The 14,114-nt window shown below is 47.9% G+C and carries 16 protein-coding genes and 3 tRNA genes; 13 read left to right on the forward strand and 6 right to left on the reverse strand.

What is annotated here, in order from left to right; translation table 11 throughout:
• Positions 1-32: 32 nt before the first annotated feature.
• A complete protein-coding gene (locus ACZ50P_RS00480; RefSeq protein ID WP_464119279.1) occupies positions 33-1,022 on the forward strand; it encodes a hypothetical protein in 990 nt (329 codons plus the stop codon).
• Between the two features lie 37 nt (positions 1,023-1,059).
• Here ACZ50P_RS00480 and ACZ50P_RS00485 read toward each other — a convergent pair.
• Positions 1,060-1,152 (reverse strand) — tRNA-Ser (locus ACZ50P_RS00485).
• Between the two features lie 143 nt (positions 1,153-1,295).
• On the opposite strand from ACZ50P_RS00485, the gene ACZ50P_RS00490 reads away from it, so the two are divergent.
• Positions 1,296-1,372: transfer RNA gene (locus tag ACZ50P_RS00490), tRNA-Arg, on the forward strand.
• Positions 1,373-1,459: 87 nt separating this feature from the next.
• On the opposite strand, the gene ACZ50P_RS00495 is transcribed toward ACZ50P_RS00490, so the two are convergent.
• Positions 1,460-1,717, reverse strand: coding sequence for a PepSY domain-containing protein (locus tag ACZ50P_RS00495; protein WP_464119290.1), 258 nt, complete (start codon positions 1,715-1,717; stop codon positions 1,460-1,462).
• Between the two features lie 195 nt (positions 1,718-1,912).
• Between ACZ50P_RS00495 and ACZ50P_RS00500 the strand changes: the two genes are divergently transcribed.
• The 8 genes from ACZ50P_RS00500 (at position 1,913) to groL (ending at position 7,950) form a co-directional block, all read left to right on the forward strand.
• The gene (locus ACZ50P_RS00500) at positions 1,913-2,620 is read left to right on the forward strand and encodes a cytochrome b/b6 domain-containing protein (protein WP_464132715.1); all 708 of its coding nucleotides are present in this window, start codon (positions 1,913-1,915) and stop codon (positions 2,618-2,620) included.
• 24 nt (positions 2,621-2,644) lie between these two features.
• Positions 2,645-3,160 carry a helix-turn-helix transcriptional regulator gene (locus ACZ50P_RS00505; protein WP_464119292.1) on the forward strand — a complete coding sequence of 172 codons (516 nt, stop codon included), beginning with the start codon at positions 2,645-2,647 and terminating at the stop codon, positions 3,158-3,160.
• Between the two features lie 51 nt (positions 3,161-3,211).
• Positions 3,212-3,667, forward strand: coding sequence for a hypothetical protein (locus ACZ50P_RS00510; protein ID WP_464119293.1), 456 nt, complete (start codon positions 3,212-3,214; stop codon positions 3,665-3,667).
• 57 nt (positions 3,668-3,724) lie between these two features.
• Positions 3,725-3,800: transfer RNA gene (locus ACZ50P_RS00515), tRNA-Asn, on the forward strand.
• Between the two features lie 191 nt (positions 3,801-3,991).
• Complete coding sequence (locus ACZ50P_RS00520; protein ID WP_464132716.1) at positions 3,992-5,101, forward strand: hypothetical protein; 1,110 nt, start codon at positions 3,992-3,994, stop codon at positions 5,099-5,101.
• 190 nt (positions 5,102-5,291) lie between these two features.
• The gene (locus tag ACZ50P_RS00525; RefSeq protein WP_464119384.1) at positions 5,292-5,801 is read left to right on the forward strand and encodes a hypothetical protein; all 510 of its coding nucleotides are present in this window, start codon (positions 5,292-5,294) and stop codon (positions 5,799-5,801) included.
• A 159-nt stretch (positions 5,802-5,960) separates the two neighbouring features.
• A complete protein-coding gene (gene groES / locus ACZ50P_RS00530) occupies positions 5,961-6,248 on the forward strand; it encodes a co-chaperone GroES (protein WP_316963679.1) in 288 nt (95 codons plus the stop codon).
• Between the two features lie 61 nt (positions 6,249-6,309).
• Positions 6,310-7,950, forward strand: coding sequence for a chaperonin GroEL (groL, locus tag ACZ50P_RS00535; protein WP_464119386.1), 1,641 nt, complete (start codon positions 6,310-6,312; stop codon positions 7,948-7,950).
• A gap of 166 nt (positions 7,951-8,116) precedes the next feature.
• On the opposite strand, the gene ACZ50P_RS00540 is transcribed toward groL, so the two are convergent.
• A complete protein-coding gene (locus ACZ50P_RS00540; RefSeq protein WP_464132718.1) occupies positions 8,117-9,715 on the reverse strand; it encodes a hypothetical protein in 1,599 nt (532 codons plus the stop codon).
• A 77-nt stretch (positions 9,716-9,792) separates the two neighbouring features.
• On the opposite strand from ACZ50P_RS00540, the gene ACZ50P_RS00545 reads away from it, so the two are divergent.
• From ACZ50P_RS00545 to ACZ50P_RS00555, 3 genes are read left to right on the forward strand one after another with little or no spacing between them, the layout of a single operon-like run.
• Positions 9,793-10,947 carry a hypothetical protein gene (locus tag ACZ50P_RS00545; RefSeq protein ID WP_464132721.1) on the forward strand — a complete coding sequence of 385 codons (1,155 nt, stop codon included), beginning with the start codon at positions 9,793-9,795 and terminating at the stop codon, positions 10,945-10,947.
• Positions 10,948-10,989: 42 nt separating this feature from the next.
• Positions 10,990-11,382: a response regulator gene (locus tag ACZ50P_RS00550; RefSeq protein WP_464132722.1), complete on the forward strand. Its 393-nt coding sequence runs from the start codon at positions 10,990-10,992 to the stop codon at positions 11,380-11,382.
• Positions 11,369-11,629: a hypothetical protein gene (locus tag ACZ50P_RS00555; RefSeq protein ID WP_464132724.1), complete on the forward strand. Its 261-nt coding sequence runs from the start codon at positions 11,369-11,371 to the stop codon at positions 11,627-11,629. The genes ACZ50P_RS00550 and ACZ50P_RS00555 overlap by 14 nt, the downstream gene beginning before the upstream one ends.
• A gap of 81 nt (positions 11,630-11,710) precedes the next feature.
• Here the strand turns inward: ACZ50P_RS00555 and ACZ50P_RS00560 are convergent, their stop codons facing one another.
• The 3 genes from ACZ50P_RS00560 to ACZ50P_RS00570 form a co-directional block, all read right to left on the reverse strand.
• Complete coding sequence (locus ACZ50P_RS00560) at positions 11,711-11,902, reverse strand: hypothetical protein (protein ID WP_464132727.1); 192 nt, start codon at positions 11,900-11,902, stop codon at positions 11,711-11,713.
• Between the two features lie 191 nt (positions 11,903-12,093).
• The gene (locus ACZ50P_RS00565) at positions 12,094-12,420 is read right to left on the reverse strand and encodes a hit locus (RefSeq protein WP_464132729.1); all 327 of its coding nucleotides are present in this window, start codon (positions 12,418-12,420) and stop codon (positions 12,094-12,096) included.
• A 15-nt stretch (positions 12,421-12,435) separates the two neighbouring features.
• Positions 12,436-14,088 (reverse strand): DUF6531 domain-containing protein, encoded by a 1,653-nt coding sequence (locus ACZ50P_RS00570; RefSeq protein WP_464132730.1) that lies wholly within the window; start codon positions 14,086-14,088, stop codon positions 12,436-12,438.
• Positions 14,089-14,114: the final 26 nt, after the last annotated feature.

Genomic DNA, 14,114 nt, shown 5'->3' on the forward strand with positions numbered 1-14,114 from the left:
TCACCCTTGGCATGACTTGCAAGGTGAGCAATATGGTTCAGCGGTATATTATACACATTCTTTTTGCGGCTGTCGGGCTCACTCTGAGCCTTGGTGCCTTTGCTGCCGACCTTACCTCCACCTTTTACACTGTTTTAAATAGCCAGCCATCGTTAAGTGCGCAGGAGCAAGAAGGCCTTAGGGCTTATGATATCTATCTAGTGCCGGGTATCTTGTCTGAGTCCTTCCTGGATGGTGATGAACGATCCTCGATCACGTTTTCTCGTTTGACGGGGGAATATTTTGAAGCTCAGCAAAAACTACTTCAGAACCATTACGGCTTGAAGGTTCAACGTCTTTCCAGTTCTTCACAGTCTGTTGCAGAGATCAGAGCCAACATTCGTCATGCTCTTACCGTATCGCGGTCGGCGCAAAGAAGGGCTTTGTTTGTTACCCATTCCTTGGGTGGGCTGGCCTTGCTAGAAGAGCTAGTGAGTTTTCCCGGCCATCAGAGTGTGATCGCGGGAATCATTTTTTTACAAAGTCCATTTCAAGGTTCCCCAGTGGCTGATGTTTACTTTGAAGGGCCATTGCATTTACATAAATGGCTGCGACCGATCATTCCGTACTTCAACACCTCTCCAGACACCATACATTATTTGAGCACTGCCGTTCGCAGACAGTTTATGACTGAAAACCGAATGATTATTCAGGAGTTGACTCAACGAGTTCCGACAATCACCGTCGGGGGCGTCGTGAACGGCCACAGCAGTTTGTTCACTCCGGCCGTCAATATCATCGCGACTGGCTGCTTTAAAGTTGTTCTGGGTCAATGTGTGATCCGCACGTCTTTCAAGGGGCCCTATGACTCCAGCGATGGCATGGTTCCGTTTGAAAGCTCTAAAATTGGTTCCGCCGACTTCATTCGCCTTGAGGGCGTAGACCACGGCGAAACGGTCGTAAATATCCCGTTCGAACAGCACAGCAAGGATCAACTAACGACAGCGTTGCTGAAGACCCTATTTTCGAAGCTTGATAGATAGTACAAGCGCCTAAGAAACAAATTTTATGGGAATAAAATGGCGGAAAGGGCGGGATTTGAACCCGCGGTACACCTTTTGAGTGTACGAGCGTTTAGCAAACGCTTGGTTTCAGCCACTCACCCACCTTTCCGCGGTCGGTTTATTTCGACTGAGGATTCAAAGTGCCATAGCCGGGTGCTTTAATCAAGGACTTGGCCGGACCATTTTTGTAATTTTATCAAGAATGCTTGATTTTTCCCTGGCCGCAGTCTATCTATACTTCTCTTTCACAGTGCACTCGTAGCTCAGCTGGATAGAGTACATGACTACGAATCATGTGGTCAGAGGTTCGAATCCTCTCGAGTGCACCATTTTTTCTCTTTTCAATTCCCCTGACATGATTATTTAATGCGTAGCGCAAATTCTACCCAGCTTCGCTAAGACCGTTCGTTTTTCGGCTATTTTGATTTCACAATCGATCCATCCACGGGGTTGAAGTAGATCTCTACCTTTTTGCCGTCTTTATTGGTGCCATAGATTTCATAGCATGTGCCGGGTTGTTTGAATTTTGAAATCTTGTAGCCCTCGGCCTCGACCTTTTTCTTAAAGGCCTCTTCGGTCATCCATTTTTCTTTAGGTTCCGTCGTGCACTCTTTCTTGGCATAGGCAGAGGAAGCAGCGCTCACGAGTAGCAGGGTTAGAATAAGATGTTTCATGTTTTTTCTCCTTTTGAGCTGGGATTATTCCCAATCACTTGGACTCAGTATCGCTATTATTTGAAAATTGGGAATGGTCTGAAAGGCCTAAGTGCTTGATTAAAGGCACAATAGACCTTTTGCCCAATGGACGTAGCCTGCAAAAGAGACGAGTTTAGAGGTGTCAAAGGCACTATTTCCTTTAGGAGGTTCAAAATGAGATCAGCTTTAATCTATGATCTGCCCACGCGACTTTTCCACTGGTTGTTTTCTGGCTTATTTTTGATGTCATTTATCATAGCTAAGACTGTCGATGATGAGGCTGTGACCTTTAGTTATCACATGCTGGCGGGCCTGCTATTGGGGGGCCTGGTGGTGTGGAGGCTGCTTTGGGGTGTTGTCGGATCAAAACACGCTAAATTCACGGGCTTTAGCCTGAACCCTCTTGATCTGAAAGATTATTTCTGGGGTATTTTATCAGGATCCAAAAAACGTTGGTCGGGACACAACCCGGCTTCCAGCTGGGCGGCCGTGACCATGTTTGTTTTGGCGCTGGGGTTGGCCATCACCGGTTATCTTATGAGCACTGGCAGCAAGGAAACCTTCGAGGACATTCATGAGTTTATGGCCAACACCTTCATCGTGGTGGCGGCACTGCATGTGGCCGGTGTGGTTTTGCACTCGCTCCGTCATCAAGATGGAATTGCGCTGAGCATGATCGACGGGAAAAAAGAGCTGGATGAATCTGGCGAAGCCATTCCATCCTCGCGTGGATTCGCTGCGGTGTTATTGCTGGCTCTGGTGGTCTCTGGCGGATTGTATCTGGCTAAAAACTTCGACTCTCAGAAGCGGGCTCTATCTTTGTTTGGTCAAACGCTGCAGATGGGTGAGGCTGAAACACAGTACGACGGTGATGACGACTGAGAAGTTTCCTTATAGGATGCAATCATGAACCACAAAGAGCGTGCAGTCCTTATTGTTGTGCTTGCCACAGTGGCCCTGATGGTCGCCATTGATTTAGTCACAGATTCCCAGGAAGGTGTGGCGGTTTGGCATGTTCTGGTTGAAGGCGGGGCCGGGTTGGCGGCCCTGTTTGGGATTTTTTATGTCCTGAAGGACTCGTTCAATCTGCAGCACAAACTGTCGGACTCATTAAGTGAAAATGCCAAACTTAAACAAGAAGCCCAGGACTGGAAAACAGAAGCTCAGAAATATATCGAAGGTCTTTCTAAATCCATTGATCTGCAGCTTTCCAAGTGGAATCTGTCTCAGGCCGAAAAAGAAGTGGCTTTGTTGTTACTAAAAGGGCTTTCGCTCAAAGAGATCGCCGAGATCCGCCATACCACCGAAAAAACGGCGCGCGTTCAGTCGATTGCGATCTATTCCAAGTCAGGCCTGGCAGGACGGTCGGAACTGGCGGCCTTCTTTCTGGAAGACCTGCTTCAGCCACAATCCGTGCAATAGCCTCCCATGTTATAGCTAGCTAGTTTCAACTCGCCGAGTTAAATTTAAGCGATGAAGATCTCATTTTTTCTAAAAATATCAATGATGCTGATTGCTTTGGCGGGGGTTCTATATGCGATCCGAGCCCTTAACACCGGGGATGTGGCCGATAAACTTTCGGATCCGCAAAGCGCCTTGGGCCTTTTGATTGGTAGCGACTATCGCCCTTATAACTGGTGTCCGGAAAAGACCACCAAAGTGGATGTATTCACAAACGAGGGCACTCTGCTCCGAACTTTAGAGGTTCCCGCTGACGTCAGCGCGGTGTGCGAAATCATGATGGGGGCTTTTTCCAGCGAAGGGATCGAGGAAAGCTCTTATCAAAAGGTTTTGGCGGCCCACGGGATCGCCGAATCCGAGATCGTGATCCTGGAGGGGGTGGCTGGAAAGCCGGTTTTCCGCGTTAAAGGGATGCCTTTTAGTTCGCCAATGCTTTCCAAGGCTTTAGATAGGCTTGCAGCCCCTTAAGATTATTTCTGTTTGACAAGAATGGGCCAAAGCCGCTAATTTAGCCCTTCACCGAGTTCAGAAGTAGCTCAGTCGGTAGAGCAAGCGGCTGTTAACCGCTGGGTCGGGGGTTCGAGTCCCTCCTTCTGAGCCATTTATTTTCAAATAAATGTGATTAAGAAAACCAAGTCCTCAAGGCTTGGTTTTTTTATTTTTGCCTCTGACAGAATCTGATCATCCACTGTGTCCCCGATTTTGCCACCCAAGTCAGCTGGACCTCCTGCAAATTGCACTTTGAGCAACAAAACGGAAGTCGATAGCATGGAACTCTGAAAAGGAGTTGTCATGAGGTTTTGGATTTTCAGTGCCTTGATTCTTCCCGTCCAAGTTATTGCTTCGACCCCGTCTTTTCAGGACTCTGTGGCAGGTATTAATTCTCATCTGACCAGAGCTGCAAAATTTGAAATTCCTGCCACTCATGACAAGGATCTTTATCTGCGCATGGAAAAGGCCCTGTCCACTGAAAATCCCGCGCAAGCGTTGCTGGCGCTGGCGAATGAAGGGGACTTTGTCACCTGCTCAGCGTTCCATGCGACAGCCCCCTCGGGATTGCTGCCAATGACGGGCCTGTTAGAGACAGCGAAAAAGCTAAATCATGATGCCGTGGCTGCAAAATCCTGGGAACAAATTCTGAAGCTGGCGAATCTTTGGTGGAACTTTGGCAATTGTGAAATGCCGGTGATCGCAGGTCAGATCGGTATGCAGATGCTCAAGGAAACGCTGGCGGAAATGGCAAAACTTTCCAAGGAAAACATGAGCGACGATGATCGCACAAAACTTGCCGAACTTAAGCGTCAGATCCAGGGATGGAGTGCCTCGGCCTTTTTGGAAAAAGGCTTCCGATTTGAAATGGCTCTGACCAGCGCCTTGCTGTTGCCAGAACTAAAATCGGGAAAGTTTGAATTCAACAGGGAAGAACTTGAAGAAAGCGCCCAGGAAAAACCCCTGGTCGGATTCTTTGGTCTGATCCAGCTTTTGTATCCGGAAGGTTATGGAAGTTTTGACTGGGGCGAGGGTGCTAAACCCGTAGCCGCGGTGGTGGATTACATAAAAGGCGCGAAGGGCCCGGCTGTAGCGGTGGGGAAAGCTGTCACTGAGCAGGAAACAAAGTATCTGAAGTCCTTCTTTGAGGAGTTGAAGCTGCGTGATCAGGGTGTGAAGTCGGCCAAAGACCTTCTGAAAGAAACAAAAGCCAACGAGCTGATCGCGACCCTGCAGAAAGATGAGGAGCTGCTGAAGGCCAAGCGTGAGCTGGCTCAGAGTTATAAAGACAAGTCCGGCTTTATCATGGCAGTTGTGGTTTTCAGAATGGCGAATCCGAACTTCTCTAAGTCTGTTGATAAAAAAGCGCAGACCTTGCAAAGAGACCTTCTTAAGTTTTCCAAGGCGCTGTAAATCCATGGGGAGCCTTTTTTCGGGGTCTTTTTGTATCAATTTCCTGTAAAGCCTTATTTGTCTCAAAGTGACCCAATTGGGCCATAATTCGGGGTTCAAATCGCTTATATTGCAAATGAGCCATCTTCCAGCGGGCACACCCTTTGTAATAAGGGGACTTTGGAATTATCGGACGTCTGCTGGAGGACCCATGCGCCTTATTAAATATCTCCCACTGATCGCCTTTTGGGGCTTTACGGCTTTCACCATGAAAGCGGGCGCCGAGGTTAAGAGCTATCGTGAATGGAAAACGGAACGAGTTCAGGCCGCGCAAAGCAAGGTCATGACTTTGAAGGCGCAGATCGATCTTAAAAAATCCGTGGGTCGCAGTTTGGCAAACGGGACCGATCCTAACATGGCCCATAAAGCGGGGCTGGAGGCAGTTTCGACTCAGGATATGTCCGTGGAAAAGTTGGAAAGGGAACTTCGTGAAGAAATCTATGATCTGGAAGTTGCCAAAGACCTGTCCGTGACGGACTACTTCGTGGGTTACCTTACCAAGATTCAGGATAAAAAGACGGCCTTTAATGAAGTGGCTGGCAAGCTGTCCCCGGAAGAGGTGGCGGAGCTGATGACGGCCTATGCGAACTCTGTTTTTGGGGCGCAGTCGGCAGATCTGCCTGTGAGCGCGAATAACTTGTCAAAAGACGGTATTAAATAAGTCTGCGGAAATTCTTATAAAATTATAATCTTTAAGGGGTGCGTCATAGAGATGTGAGCAAGTTTTTGCAGCACCCGACCTTGACTCTTTTCAGAGGCGATTCATATTAGCTTTCGTTAGATTTACTTAAAACGGAGGCATAGTATGGCTAAGAACGAAATTGGCGTTCGTCCACTTCATGACAGAATTCTAGTTCGCAGAATGGCGGAAGAAGAAAAAACCGCTGGCGGTCTTTTCATTCCTGACACTGCAAAAGAAAAACCACAAAAAGGTGAAATCATCGCTACAGGTAAAGGTCGCGTGACTGAAGATGGCAAAGTTTTGCCTTTGGAAGTTAAAGTTGGCGATAAAGTTCTTTTCGGCAAATACGCTGGAACAGAATTGAAGCTGGATGGCGCTGAATACCTGATGATGCGCGAAGAAGACATCCTGGGCGTATTCAACTAATTTTATTTTTAATGTCTGCTCCAGCAACGCTGGAGTGAATCAGATTTGAACGGAGAAAATCATGAGTAAGGTAATTACATTCTCAGAAGACGCTCGTACACACATCCTTAAAGGTGTGAACACTTTGGCGAACGCAGTAAAAGTAACTTTGGGACCTAAAGGTCGCAACGTTGTTATCGATAAATCTTTCGGCTCTCCACTGATCACTAAAGACGGTGTGACTGTTGCGAAAGAAATCGAACTTGAAAACAAATTCGAAAACATGGGCGCTCAGATGGTTAAGGAAGTTGCTTCCAAAACCAACGATGAAGCTGGTGACGGTACAACAACTGCAACAGTTTTGGCTCAAGCGATCTACCGTGAAGGCGCGAAACTTGTTTCCGCTGGTCACAACCCAATGTCCATCAAGCGTGGTATCGATAAAGCAGTAGCAATCGTTATCGACGAATTGAAATCCATGTCCAAACCAGTAAAAGGTTCCAACGAAGTAGCTCAAGTTGGTGCTATTTCTGCAAACAATGACAAAGAAATCGGTCAGATGTTGGCAGATGCTATGGATAAAGTAGGCCGTGAAGGCGTTATCACTATCGAAGAATCCAAAACTGCAAAAACGGAAGTGACTGTAGTTGAAGGTATGCAATTCGACCGTGGTTACCTGTCTCCATACTTCGTAACTAACGCAGAAAGAATGGAAGCAGTTCTTGAGAACGCTTACGTTCTTGTTTACGACAAAAAAATCTCTTCCATGAAAGACATGATCGGTATTCTTGAAGGCGTTGCTAAGCAAGGTCGTCAGTTGTTGATCATCGCTGAAGACGTTGAAGGCGAAGCATTGGCAACTTTGGTTGTTAATAAATTGCGCGGCACTCTTCATATCGCTGCTGTTAAAGCTCCAGGCTTCGGTGACCGTCGTAAAGCTATGCTTGAAGACATCGCGATCCTGACTGGCGCGAAAGTGATCTCTGAAGATGTTGGTTTGAAACTTGAGGCGGCAACTGTTGCTGACCTGGGTATCGCAAAACGCATCGTTGTAGATAAAGACAACACAACAATCATCGATGGCGCTGGTAAAAAGAACGACATCAATGGCCGTGTTGCTCAGATCAAAGCTCAAATCGAAGAGACTTCTTCTGACTACGACAAAGAAAAACTGAAAGAGCGTTTGGCTAAATTGGCTGGCGGCGTAGCTGTTATCCACGTTGGTGCTCCTTCTGAAGTTGAAATGAAAGAGAAAAAACACCGCGTAGAAGACGCTTTGAACGCGACTCGCGCAGCGGTTGAAGAAGGTATCGTAGCTGGTGGTGGTACTGCTTTGCTTCGCGCTTCTACAAAAATCGACAAATCCAAGTTCGCTGAAGAAGAACAATTCGGCGCGACTATCATCAAACGTGCTTGTGAAGAGCCTATCCGTCAAATCGCGGCGAACGCTGGTTTGGATGGCGCGATCGTTTTGGATCGTATCCTTCAGAACAAGTCCGTTACTTGGGGCTTCAACGCATACTCTGACGAATACACTGACCTGATCAAAGACGGTGTTATCGATCCAGTTAAAGTTGTTCGTTGTGCTTTGACTAACGCGGCTTCCGTTTCTTCTTTGATGCTGACTACAGAGACTATGATCGCTGAAGCGCCTAAGAAAGAATCCGCAGCTCCTGCAATGCCTGACCATGGCGGCATGGGTGGCATGGGCGGTATGATGTAATCAGCTTAGCCCCCGGCTAAGCGATTACACCCGCCGAAGCCATCAGCGAAGGCGGGTTCCACGAAAAAAACAAAAAGCCTGGGCTTATAGCCCAGGCTTTTTTATTAAAGCTCACGAGATACCCTCCGGACTTGTCGCAGAGAGTTTCACTTTCTAAAGATATCTACTAGAACAGATACTGAACCCCACCGAACAAGGTGGTCATCTTATGACTGGTACTGGTTGCCGGATCAACCCGCTGACCCGCCCCAGAGAAATCGGTGCTATAATTTTCCAGCATCAACTCACCGCGGATTTTAAATCTTGTCTTCATTCGATAGTCCACGAAGAAGCTGAACGAATTAATCTTGCTGTCAGAAGAGGACCCGCTGTCTTTGCTTTCACTGACATTGGGATTCATATAAAAATCAAACCTTCCCCCGATATCCACCGGAAGTTCTTCAGAAAGTGGGAACTGGCCAGCAAGACTGATCAGAAAGCCACTGTAGTCCATTGTTGTAAAGGCAGTCGGAGTGCTGTTGTCGACTGAGAACTTTGTTGTGTTATATCCGGCACCTACCTGCAGCTTGGGACCAAAGAAGTCACTGGTCAGAAGGAAGTTGTATCCGGCGGCAACTCCATACTGCCCGACAGACATATTCAAAGATCCCGGGGATGAGCCTGTCAGGTTGTTGTCGATCGAAAACACAGATTGTCGCAGTTGAACACCGACATACCACTCGGGATTCAGCCACAACTCACCCCGCACCAGAATATTGGGGGTCAAGTTGTTACTGCCACTGACTGATCCGGCGGTCACCAGGCTTGTGTTCTGGGTGTAATTGCCAAGTCCTGCCATCAGTTCAATTTTTCCAAACTGAGGTGGCATTGTTGGCAGCCATTCCTGAGGGTCTTCCCCGAAGGCGACGTCTTTATCAGGACGTGTGCTGATATCCTGAAGAATTTTCCCGGAGGGTGTTGTGACGGGCGTAGAGTATTTCACAAACTCATCGGGCATGACTTTGGATCCAACAGAGATCACTCCCGGATCCTTTTCCATTTCGATGTAACCGAAACTCAAGTACGGTTCCACCTTAAATAATTTCACGCGGCCCAGAACTTCCTTCTCCGTGCTGATCATGAAGTTCAGTTTGGGGTGCCGGTTGACTTTGATGATCTGAACAACTGACACGCGACTGTCGGGTTTCAGTCCATAATTGCTTCCCAGATTCAAAGTCACCTGCTGGCCGCGACGGCTCAGGATTGTTGCACGGAAAGGCATGCGGTATTTTAGGCTTTCAAAAAGGCGGCGCACCTCATTGCGAATCTCGGCGGTTTCAAAGCCTTTATAGTCGCTCAAAGACTCTTGCAGCAAAGGCAGGCCCTCGCGTCCCACAAACAGTGTCAGTGTGATGGAAATCCCGCGGGGACCGCGAATGATCTTCGAGGTCAGGGCCGCTTCACTTTGAGTGCTTTGCAGAATCTTCTGCACATCCGTGGGGTTTTCATCCAATGTTTCGGACTTAATTTTTAGATCTTTGGGAAAGTTGGACAACGACCATTGTTTGTCGTCATTCAAAAGACTGCGCAGTTCTTCTTCTGCGGGCCTGGCATAAATGCCGCCCACGTTGTCAGTGGTCGGAACAAGCACGATGGATTTGATTGCAAGATCTTGGTCTGCGGCGCTGATATAGACATTCTGGGCATTGGTCTGGGCCTGTGCTGTCGAGCAGATTGAAATGAAACAGGACGCGACAAAGAAAGAACTCAGCAAGAATGATTTCATGTTTTTATTCTGCCCTGCCTCTGAAAACAGGTCAATTTGAGGTCAAGTAATTCGGACCGAGAGCCGAAAGATTTCTTATGAAGTCTTCAATTTCTTTTTTGATTTTTGCTGCGCTCTTTTCTTTGACCTTTGAGTCCTCGGCCCAAGTGGGTCTGGAAGGCTTTTCTTCAGGACGCTATGAAGTGCGAAAATCCAACAAACGAAATCCCGCTTCCGAAACAGCACCGGTGGTCACGGACTCTGACGGTGTTGCCGTGCGCACGTTGAAGACCAGTGAGCTGGAAGCCGAAGAGAAGGCTCGGAAAGAAGCAGAGGCCCGGAAGAAAGCAGAAGAGAATCAAGTGGTGACGACGACGGCTCCGGCGGTGTCGGCCAAGCCTGCTGTGGAAAAAGTCGTGGATACTGAGGACTCGTCTGAAGTCCAGGAGCCTGGTATCGGGGAACAGGCGGAAAGTTTGTTCTCTAATAAAGCCGGAAGAATCTATGACTTCTATCGCGAACAGATTCATCCGGATGATATTCGTAAAAATCGGCTGGAGCTGGAAGTGATGCCGGTGGTGGCTTACAACGACTCCCAGTCCAACTATGGATTCCGCGACTATCAAAGTTTCTTTAATGCTCTGAATATTCGCGCCAACGTTTGGTTCACGCCTTTGATTGGCGTCAGCGGTCGTATCTTGTTCTCTTTTGCAGCGGACGTGGATTCGGTCACAGCAGATCAGTCACGCATCCCTGCCAGGTTTGAAATGGTCGATGTGGGTGTGAACTTCCGCAAGTTCTTTGGCGTTTCTCGCAAGGCGAATTCGCTCGAGTTTTCTGTTCTTTTAAGTGACAGCAAAATGACGGTTCCAAGTGACAATACGTCACGTGCCCGGTTGAAAACGCAGGGTTTGGGCCTGGGTTTGAAGGGGCGCATTCCCACTTCAGCGGACTATGCCTGGACAGTGGGGGGATCCTTCTTCCCGCGTCTGCAGCATTCTGAATCTGAAACGGGTGTGGCGATTCAGTCCGGAGCCTCGGAAGAAAGTGTGCGCATTGGTTTGGATGTCGGCGGAGAATGGAAGTTCACCCGAGAAAGTCAGATGATCTGGAATCTGGGTGCCAGTGTTGAACGAAATGTCTTTGACGGCACAGCAGGCATCCCCGACCCAAGTACAGGTTTGACTCCGAACAATGTCAGTGTCACGAATGCCTTTTATATGCTCTCTCTGGGCTATCGTTGGGGTCACTAGAATCCGCTCATCAAATTCGGTCCAAGATCTTATACTGGCATCATGAAGATACGTTTCGCCGTTGTCGATGATGCCGCCTTTCTAAGAGAACTCATAAAAAATATCGTTGTTTCCGACGGAGGCGTTTGCGTGGGCGAGGCTGCCAACGGGGATGAAGCTGTTGAGTTGGTGCAATCAACCCTGCCCGATCTGGTTTTTCTGGATATGGTGATGCCACTTCGCAATGGCATCGAGACGGCGAAGATTCTGAAAGAACTGCATCCCTCGATCAAAATCATTGGTTGTTCGACGATTGATCAGGAAGAGCTTGTGCAGAAGGCTTATGAAGCTGGCTTTGACTCTTATCTGACAAAGCCCTTTAACAAAGACCAAATTTTAAAAGAGATTTCAAAAGTATTACCGCATCTGGGAGAATCCACTCATGGAAGAACTTAAGTTTGTAACTAAATGCCTGGCTTTCACGTCACTGATGATTGTGCTTATGCAGGTAAAGGTTGGGGGCGCATCGGTTGAGTCTCACGCTTTCCGCTGGTTGCAACGCTCAACTGTTTCTCAATACATTCAGAGTGCTGCTGCGGGGGGCGCAATGGCCTTGCGTAATTTGGGCCGTGGTTTGAGTGATGGCGTGGCCAGCACAGTCGATGGTTTCCAGGAAGGCGCTCACGAAAAAGCGATTCGCTAGTCCTCTGAAAAAAGGGGAAGGGAGAGCGACCGTAAGGGGGGGTAGTCACTCTCCCTAGGGGGCATATTCAACTCAACAGTCTTAGCGAGTACCGCGAACTGTTGTTTCTTTACCAGATTTCGTATCTGCTTTTGCCACACGAACTGGATTGGTGTTTTTGAAAAGGTCGTTCGAAGCAGAAGCAACTCTGTGAGAGCACTTTGGATTTGCCATTGCAGCGGATGCAAAGACCATCAAAGAAACTGCGATTGTAGCTTTCACGATTTTCTTCATAAGATACTCCTTTAAACTTATAGCTCTCGCCATAAATACTTAATTAACAGCTCAATGAAGGCTATTGCATCGCGTGTGCCAGGTTTTTTGTATCAGGATGAGACAAAGAGGCAGGTTTCAGGGAAAAAATAAAGGGCTTTGGATGACCAAAGCCCTTTTGTGTAAGGCGAGTGTTAAGAATCTAGACAGAATTAGCGGGTCCCTTTGACTCCGGATTCAGAGCCGTTACCGCCGGAAGCGCCACCTTTGCCTTCGGAGAACGGACTGATTCTGCTGTTTGTGTTGTCCATCGGACGACTGCCGTAACCAGCGCCAGAGCCAAAGCGGCGGGCGATACACTCACGACAGATACCTGTGGCAGACACACTGCTTTCTGTGGGCTCAGAAGAACGAGCCTCATTCGGGTCGTCTCCTGGGTTTACAGCGCGTTTGGAGTCGTCTTCCTGGGCAAAGGAAGTTGCACCTACAAAGGAGGAGCCCAGGGCCAGCATAATGGAAAGAACCAAAAGTCTTTTCATATAATCACCTTCTCCTTAGAGATACAGTTCCGCTGTTGCGGGGGCAATGATGTCCAAGAGGTTGTTAAAAGTACTTGCAACTTGCATTGCCACTGAAGGCCCCTCTTTACTGTCAACTTTGTTGATTTCACCGTTCTGTTTATAGCTTACCACAATAGTTCCCAAACCGGGACGGGTAACTACAGAAGGTTTTCCGTAACGTTCCTCGTACTCGATTTTAACGACTTTTTTGGCCTGATCTGTAATGGTTGCAATACGGCCACGGGCATCGTAGGTCATGTTAATTTTCTGCCCGTCACTGTTTTGTGCGTAAGCTAGATTCCCTTTGCCATCGTATTTGAACTGAGTCGCTTTAACCGCAGCCTTGGCACCTTTCTCATTAAAATACGTGCTGGTCACAGAGCTGACCTTTTTGAACTTAGGATCGTACTCAAACGCCATTTTCACGTTCGGCGCCGCTTTAACCTTCACCAGGCCATCTGGATAGTATTCATAAGAGATACGATCCGCATTACGACGAATGGAAACGGGTTTGCCGAAGACCTCGTGATAAGTGATATCAGTCACGTTACCGCTCACCGTGGTCATCACACGCTGAAGGAAGTATTGGCCATCAGGGCGCTGTTGGTGCCAGAATTCGTATTTATTATCCGCAACCACCTCTTTGCCACAGGTCTTTTTCACTGTGGACCAGTAGTGATTTTTTGGATCATTTTGAGAAAATTCATAGCTATAGGACTCAACGCACTTGTCGCGGTCAGCGAAGGCGATCACCCAGTCATTCTTCTTGTCATACTTGATAGCAATGAAGGACTTATCAGGCCAAGTGGCTCTGGTCAGATTGTGTAGTTCGTCGTACTCGTAGTTGTAAGTCTTCAACCAGGCGTTCTTAACGGACGCTAGATCATCCAGATTTGCAAACTTGTATTCAGCCATCAAGCCATTGGGGCCCGTGATCGATTTAACTTTCTTGTTTTGATAGTATTTGAAGCTCAAACGACGGCCATTGTTATCTTGAATGGTGGCAATAGAGTCCTTGTCGTAATCAAACTTCAGGAAGTTGTTGTTCTTATCATAAATGTGAGTCAGCTTCCCTTGAGGATTGAAGCGCTGAGCGCTGCCATCGGGAAGATTGCGAGTATAGTAGGTCTTATTAAAGATGAAGTGCTCAACCTCACGACCGTTGGCGTAGAACTTCGTTCCTTCTTTTACCGGAACTGTGATTTTGTAGTGGTTGGCATAATCCGAACGAAGGCTGTCGTCTTCCAAAAGCTGAGCCTTCAGGTTTGTGATGGCCGCTTCAGTCAGGCCCACCTTCTTTTCGGCCTTCATCTTGTTGATGATCTGATTGATGGTGCCTTCAACCTCTTTGCGTGTGATTTCGCGAGGCGAGAAGGTAACTTCCAAACCGCCACCACATTCTTTGACTTTGATGTTACCTTCAGCGGTGACTTCCATCGCGGTTTCGAAGTCTGAGCACCAGCCAAAGCCGAACATACCATTGAAAAGAGAACGGCTGTTGTAAGTGCGAACAATCTTCAGATCATACCCGCTGCCTGGAACGTCCATATCAATCCAGGTGTTGGAGTAGTTGGCATTTTTCATGTCAACAAGCGCGAACGCCTGTGCTGAAAAAAGAAAGGCGAACGCCAAGAATACTTTCTTCATTATCGATACCTCTTCCTTGAAGCTGA

The sequence above is a fragment of the Bdellovibrio sp. CKG001 genome (assembly GCF_055397465.1).

What these genes read in the sequence shown, in the direction of transcription:
- ACZ50P_RS00550 (WP_464132722.1), top strand. Translation starts at nt 10,990, where the DNA reads ATGAAGATACGTTTCGCCGTTGTCGATGATGCCGCCTTTCTAAGAGAA.
- ACZ50P_RS00525 (WP_464119384.1), top strand. Translation starts at nt 5,292, where the DNA reads ATGCGCCTTATTAAATATCTCCCACTGATCGCCTTTTGGGGCTTTACG.
- ACZ50P_RS00540 (WP_464132718.1), bottom strand. Translation starts at nt 9,715, where the DNA reads ATGAAATCATTCTTGCTGAGTTCTTTCTTTGTCGCGTCCTGTTTCATT.
- ACZ50P_RS00505 (WP_464119292.1), top strand. Translation starts at nt 2,645, where the DNA reads ATGAACCACAAAGAGCGTGCAGTCCTTATTGTTGTGCTTGCCACAGTG.
- ACZ50P_RS00555 (WP_464132724.1), top strand. Translation starts at nt 11,369, where the DNA reads ATGGAAGAACTTAAGTTTGTAACTAAATGCCTGGCTTTCACGTCACTG.
- ACZ50P_RS00570 (WP_464132730.1), bottom strand. Translation starts at nt 14,088, where the DNA reads ATGAAGAAAGTATTCTTGGCGTTCGCCTTTCTTTTTTCAGCACAGGCG.
- ACZ50P_RS00565 (WP_464132729.1), bottom strand. Translation starts at nt 12,420, where the DNA reads ATGAAAAGACTTTTGGTTCTTTCCATTATGCTGGCCCTGGGCTCCTCC.
- ACZ50P_RS00480 (WP_464119279.1), top strand. Translation starts at nt 33, where the DNA reads ATGGTTCAGCGGTATATTATACACATTCTTTTTGCGGCTGTCGGGCTC.
- ACZ50P_RS00495 (WP_464119290.1), bottom strand. Translation starts at nt 1,717, where the DNA reads ATGAAACATCTTATTCTAACCCTGCTACTCGTGAGCGCTGCTTCCTCT.
- ACZ50P_RS00545 (WP_464132721.1), top strand. Translation starts at nt 9,793, where the DNA reads ATGAAGTCTTCAATTTCTTTTTTGATTTTTGCTGCGCTCTTTTCTTTG.
- ACZ50P_RS00560 (WP_464132727.1), bottom strand. Translation starts at nt 11,902, where the DNA reads ATGAAGAAAATCGTGAAAGCTACAATCGCAGTTTCTTTGATGGTCTTT.
- groL (WP_464119386.1), top strand. Translation starts at nt 6,310, where the DNA reads ATGAGTAAGGTAATTACATTCTCAGAAGACGCTCGTACACACATCCTT.
- ACZ50P_RS00510 (WP_464119293.1), top strand. Translation starts at nt 3,212, where the DNA reads ATGAAGATCTCATTTTTTCTAAAAATATCAATGATGCTGATTGCTTTG.
- ACZ50P_RS00500 (WP_464132715.1), top strand. Translation starts at nt 1,913, where the DNA reads ATGAGATCAGCTTTAATCTATGATCTGCCCACGCGACTTTTCCACTGG.
- ACZ50P_RS00520 (WP_464132716.1), top strand. Translation starts at nt 3,992, where the DNA reads ATGAGGTTTTGGATTTTCAGTGCCTTGATTCTTCCCGTCCAAGTTATT.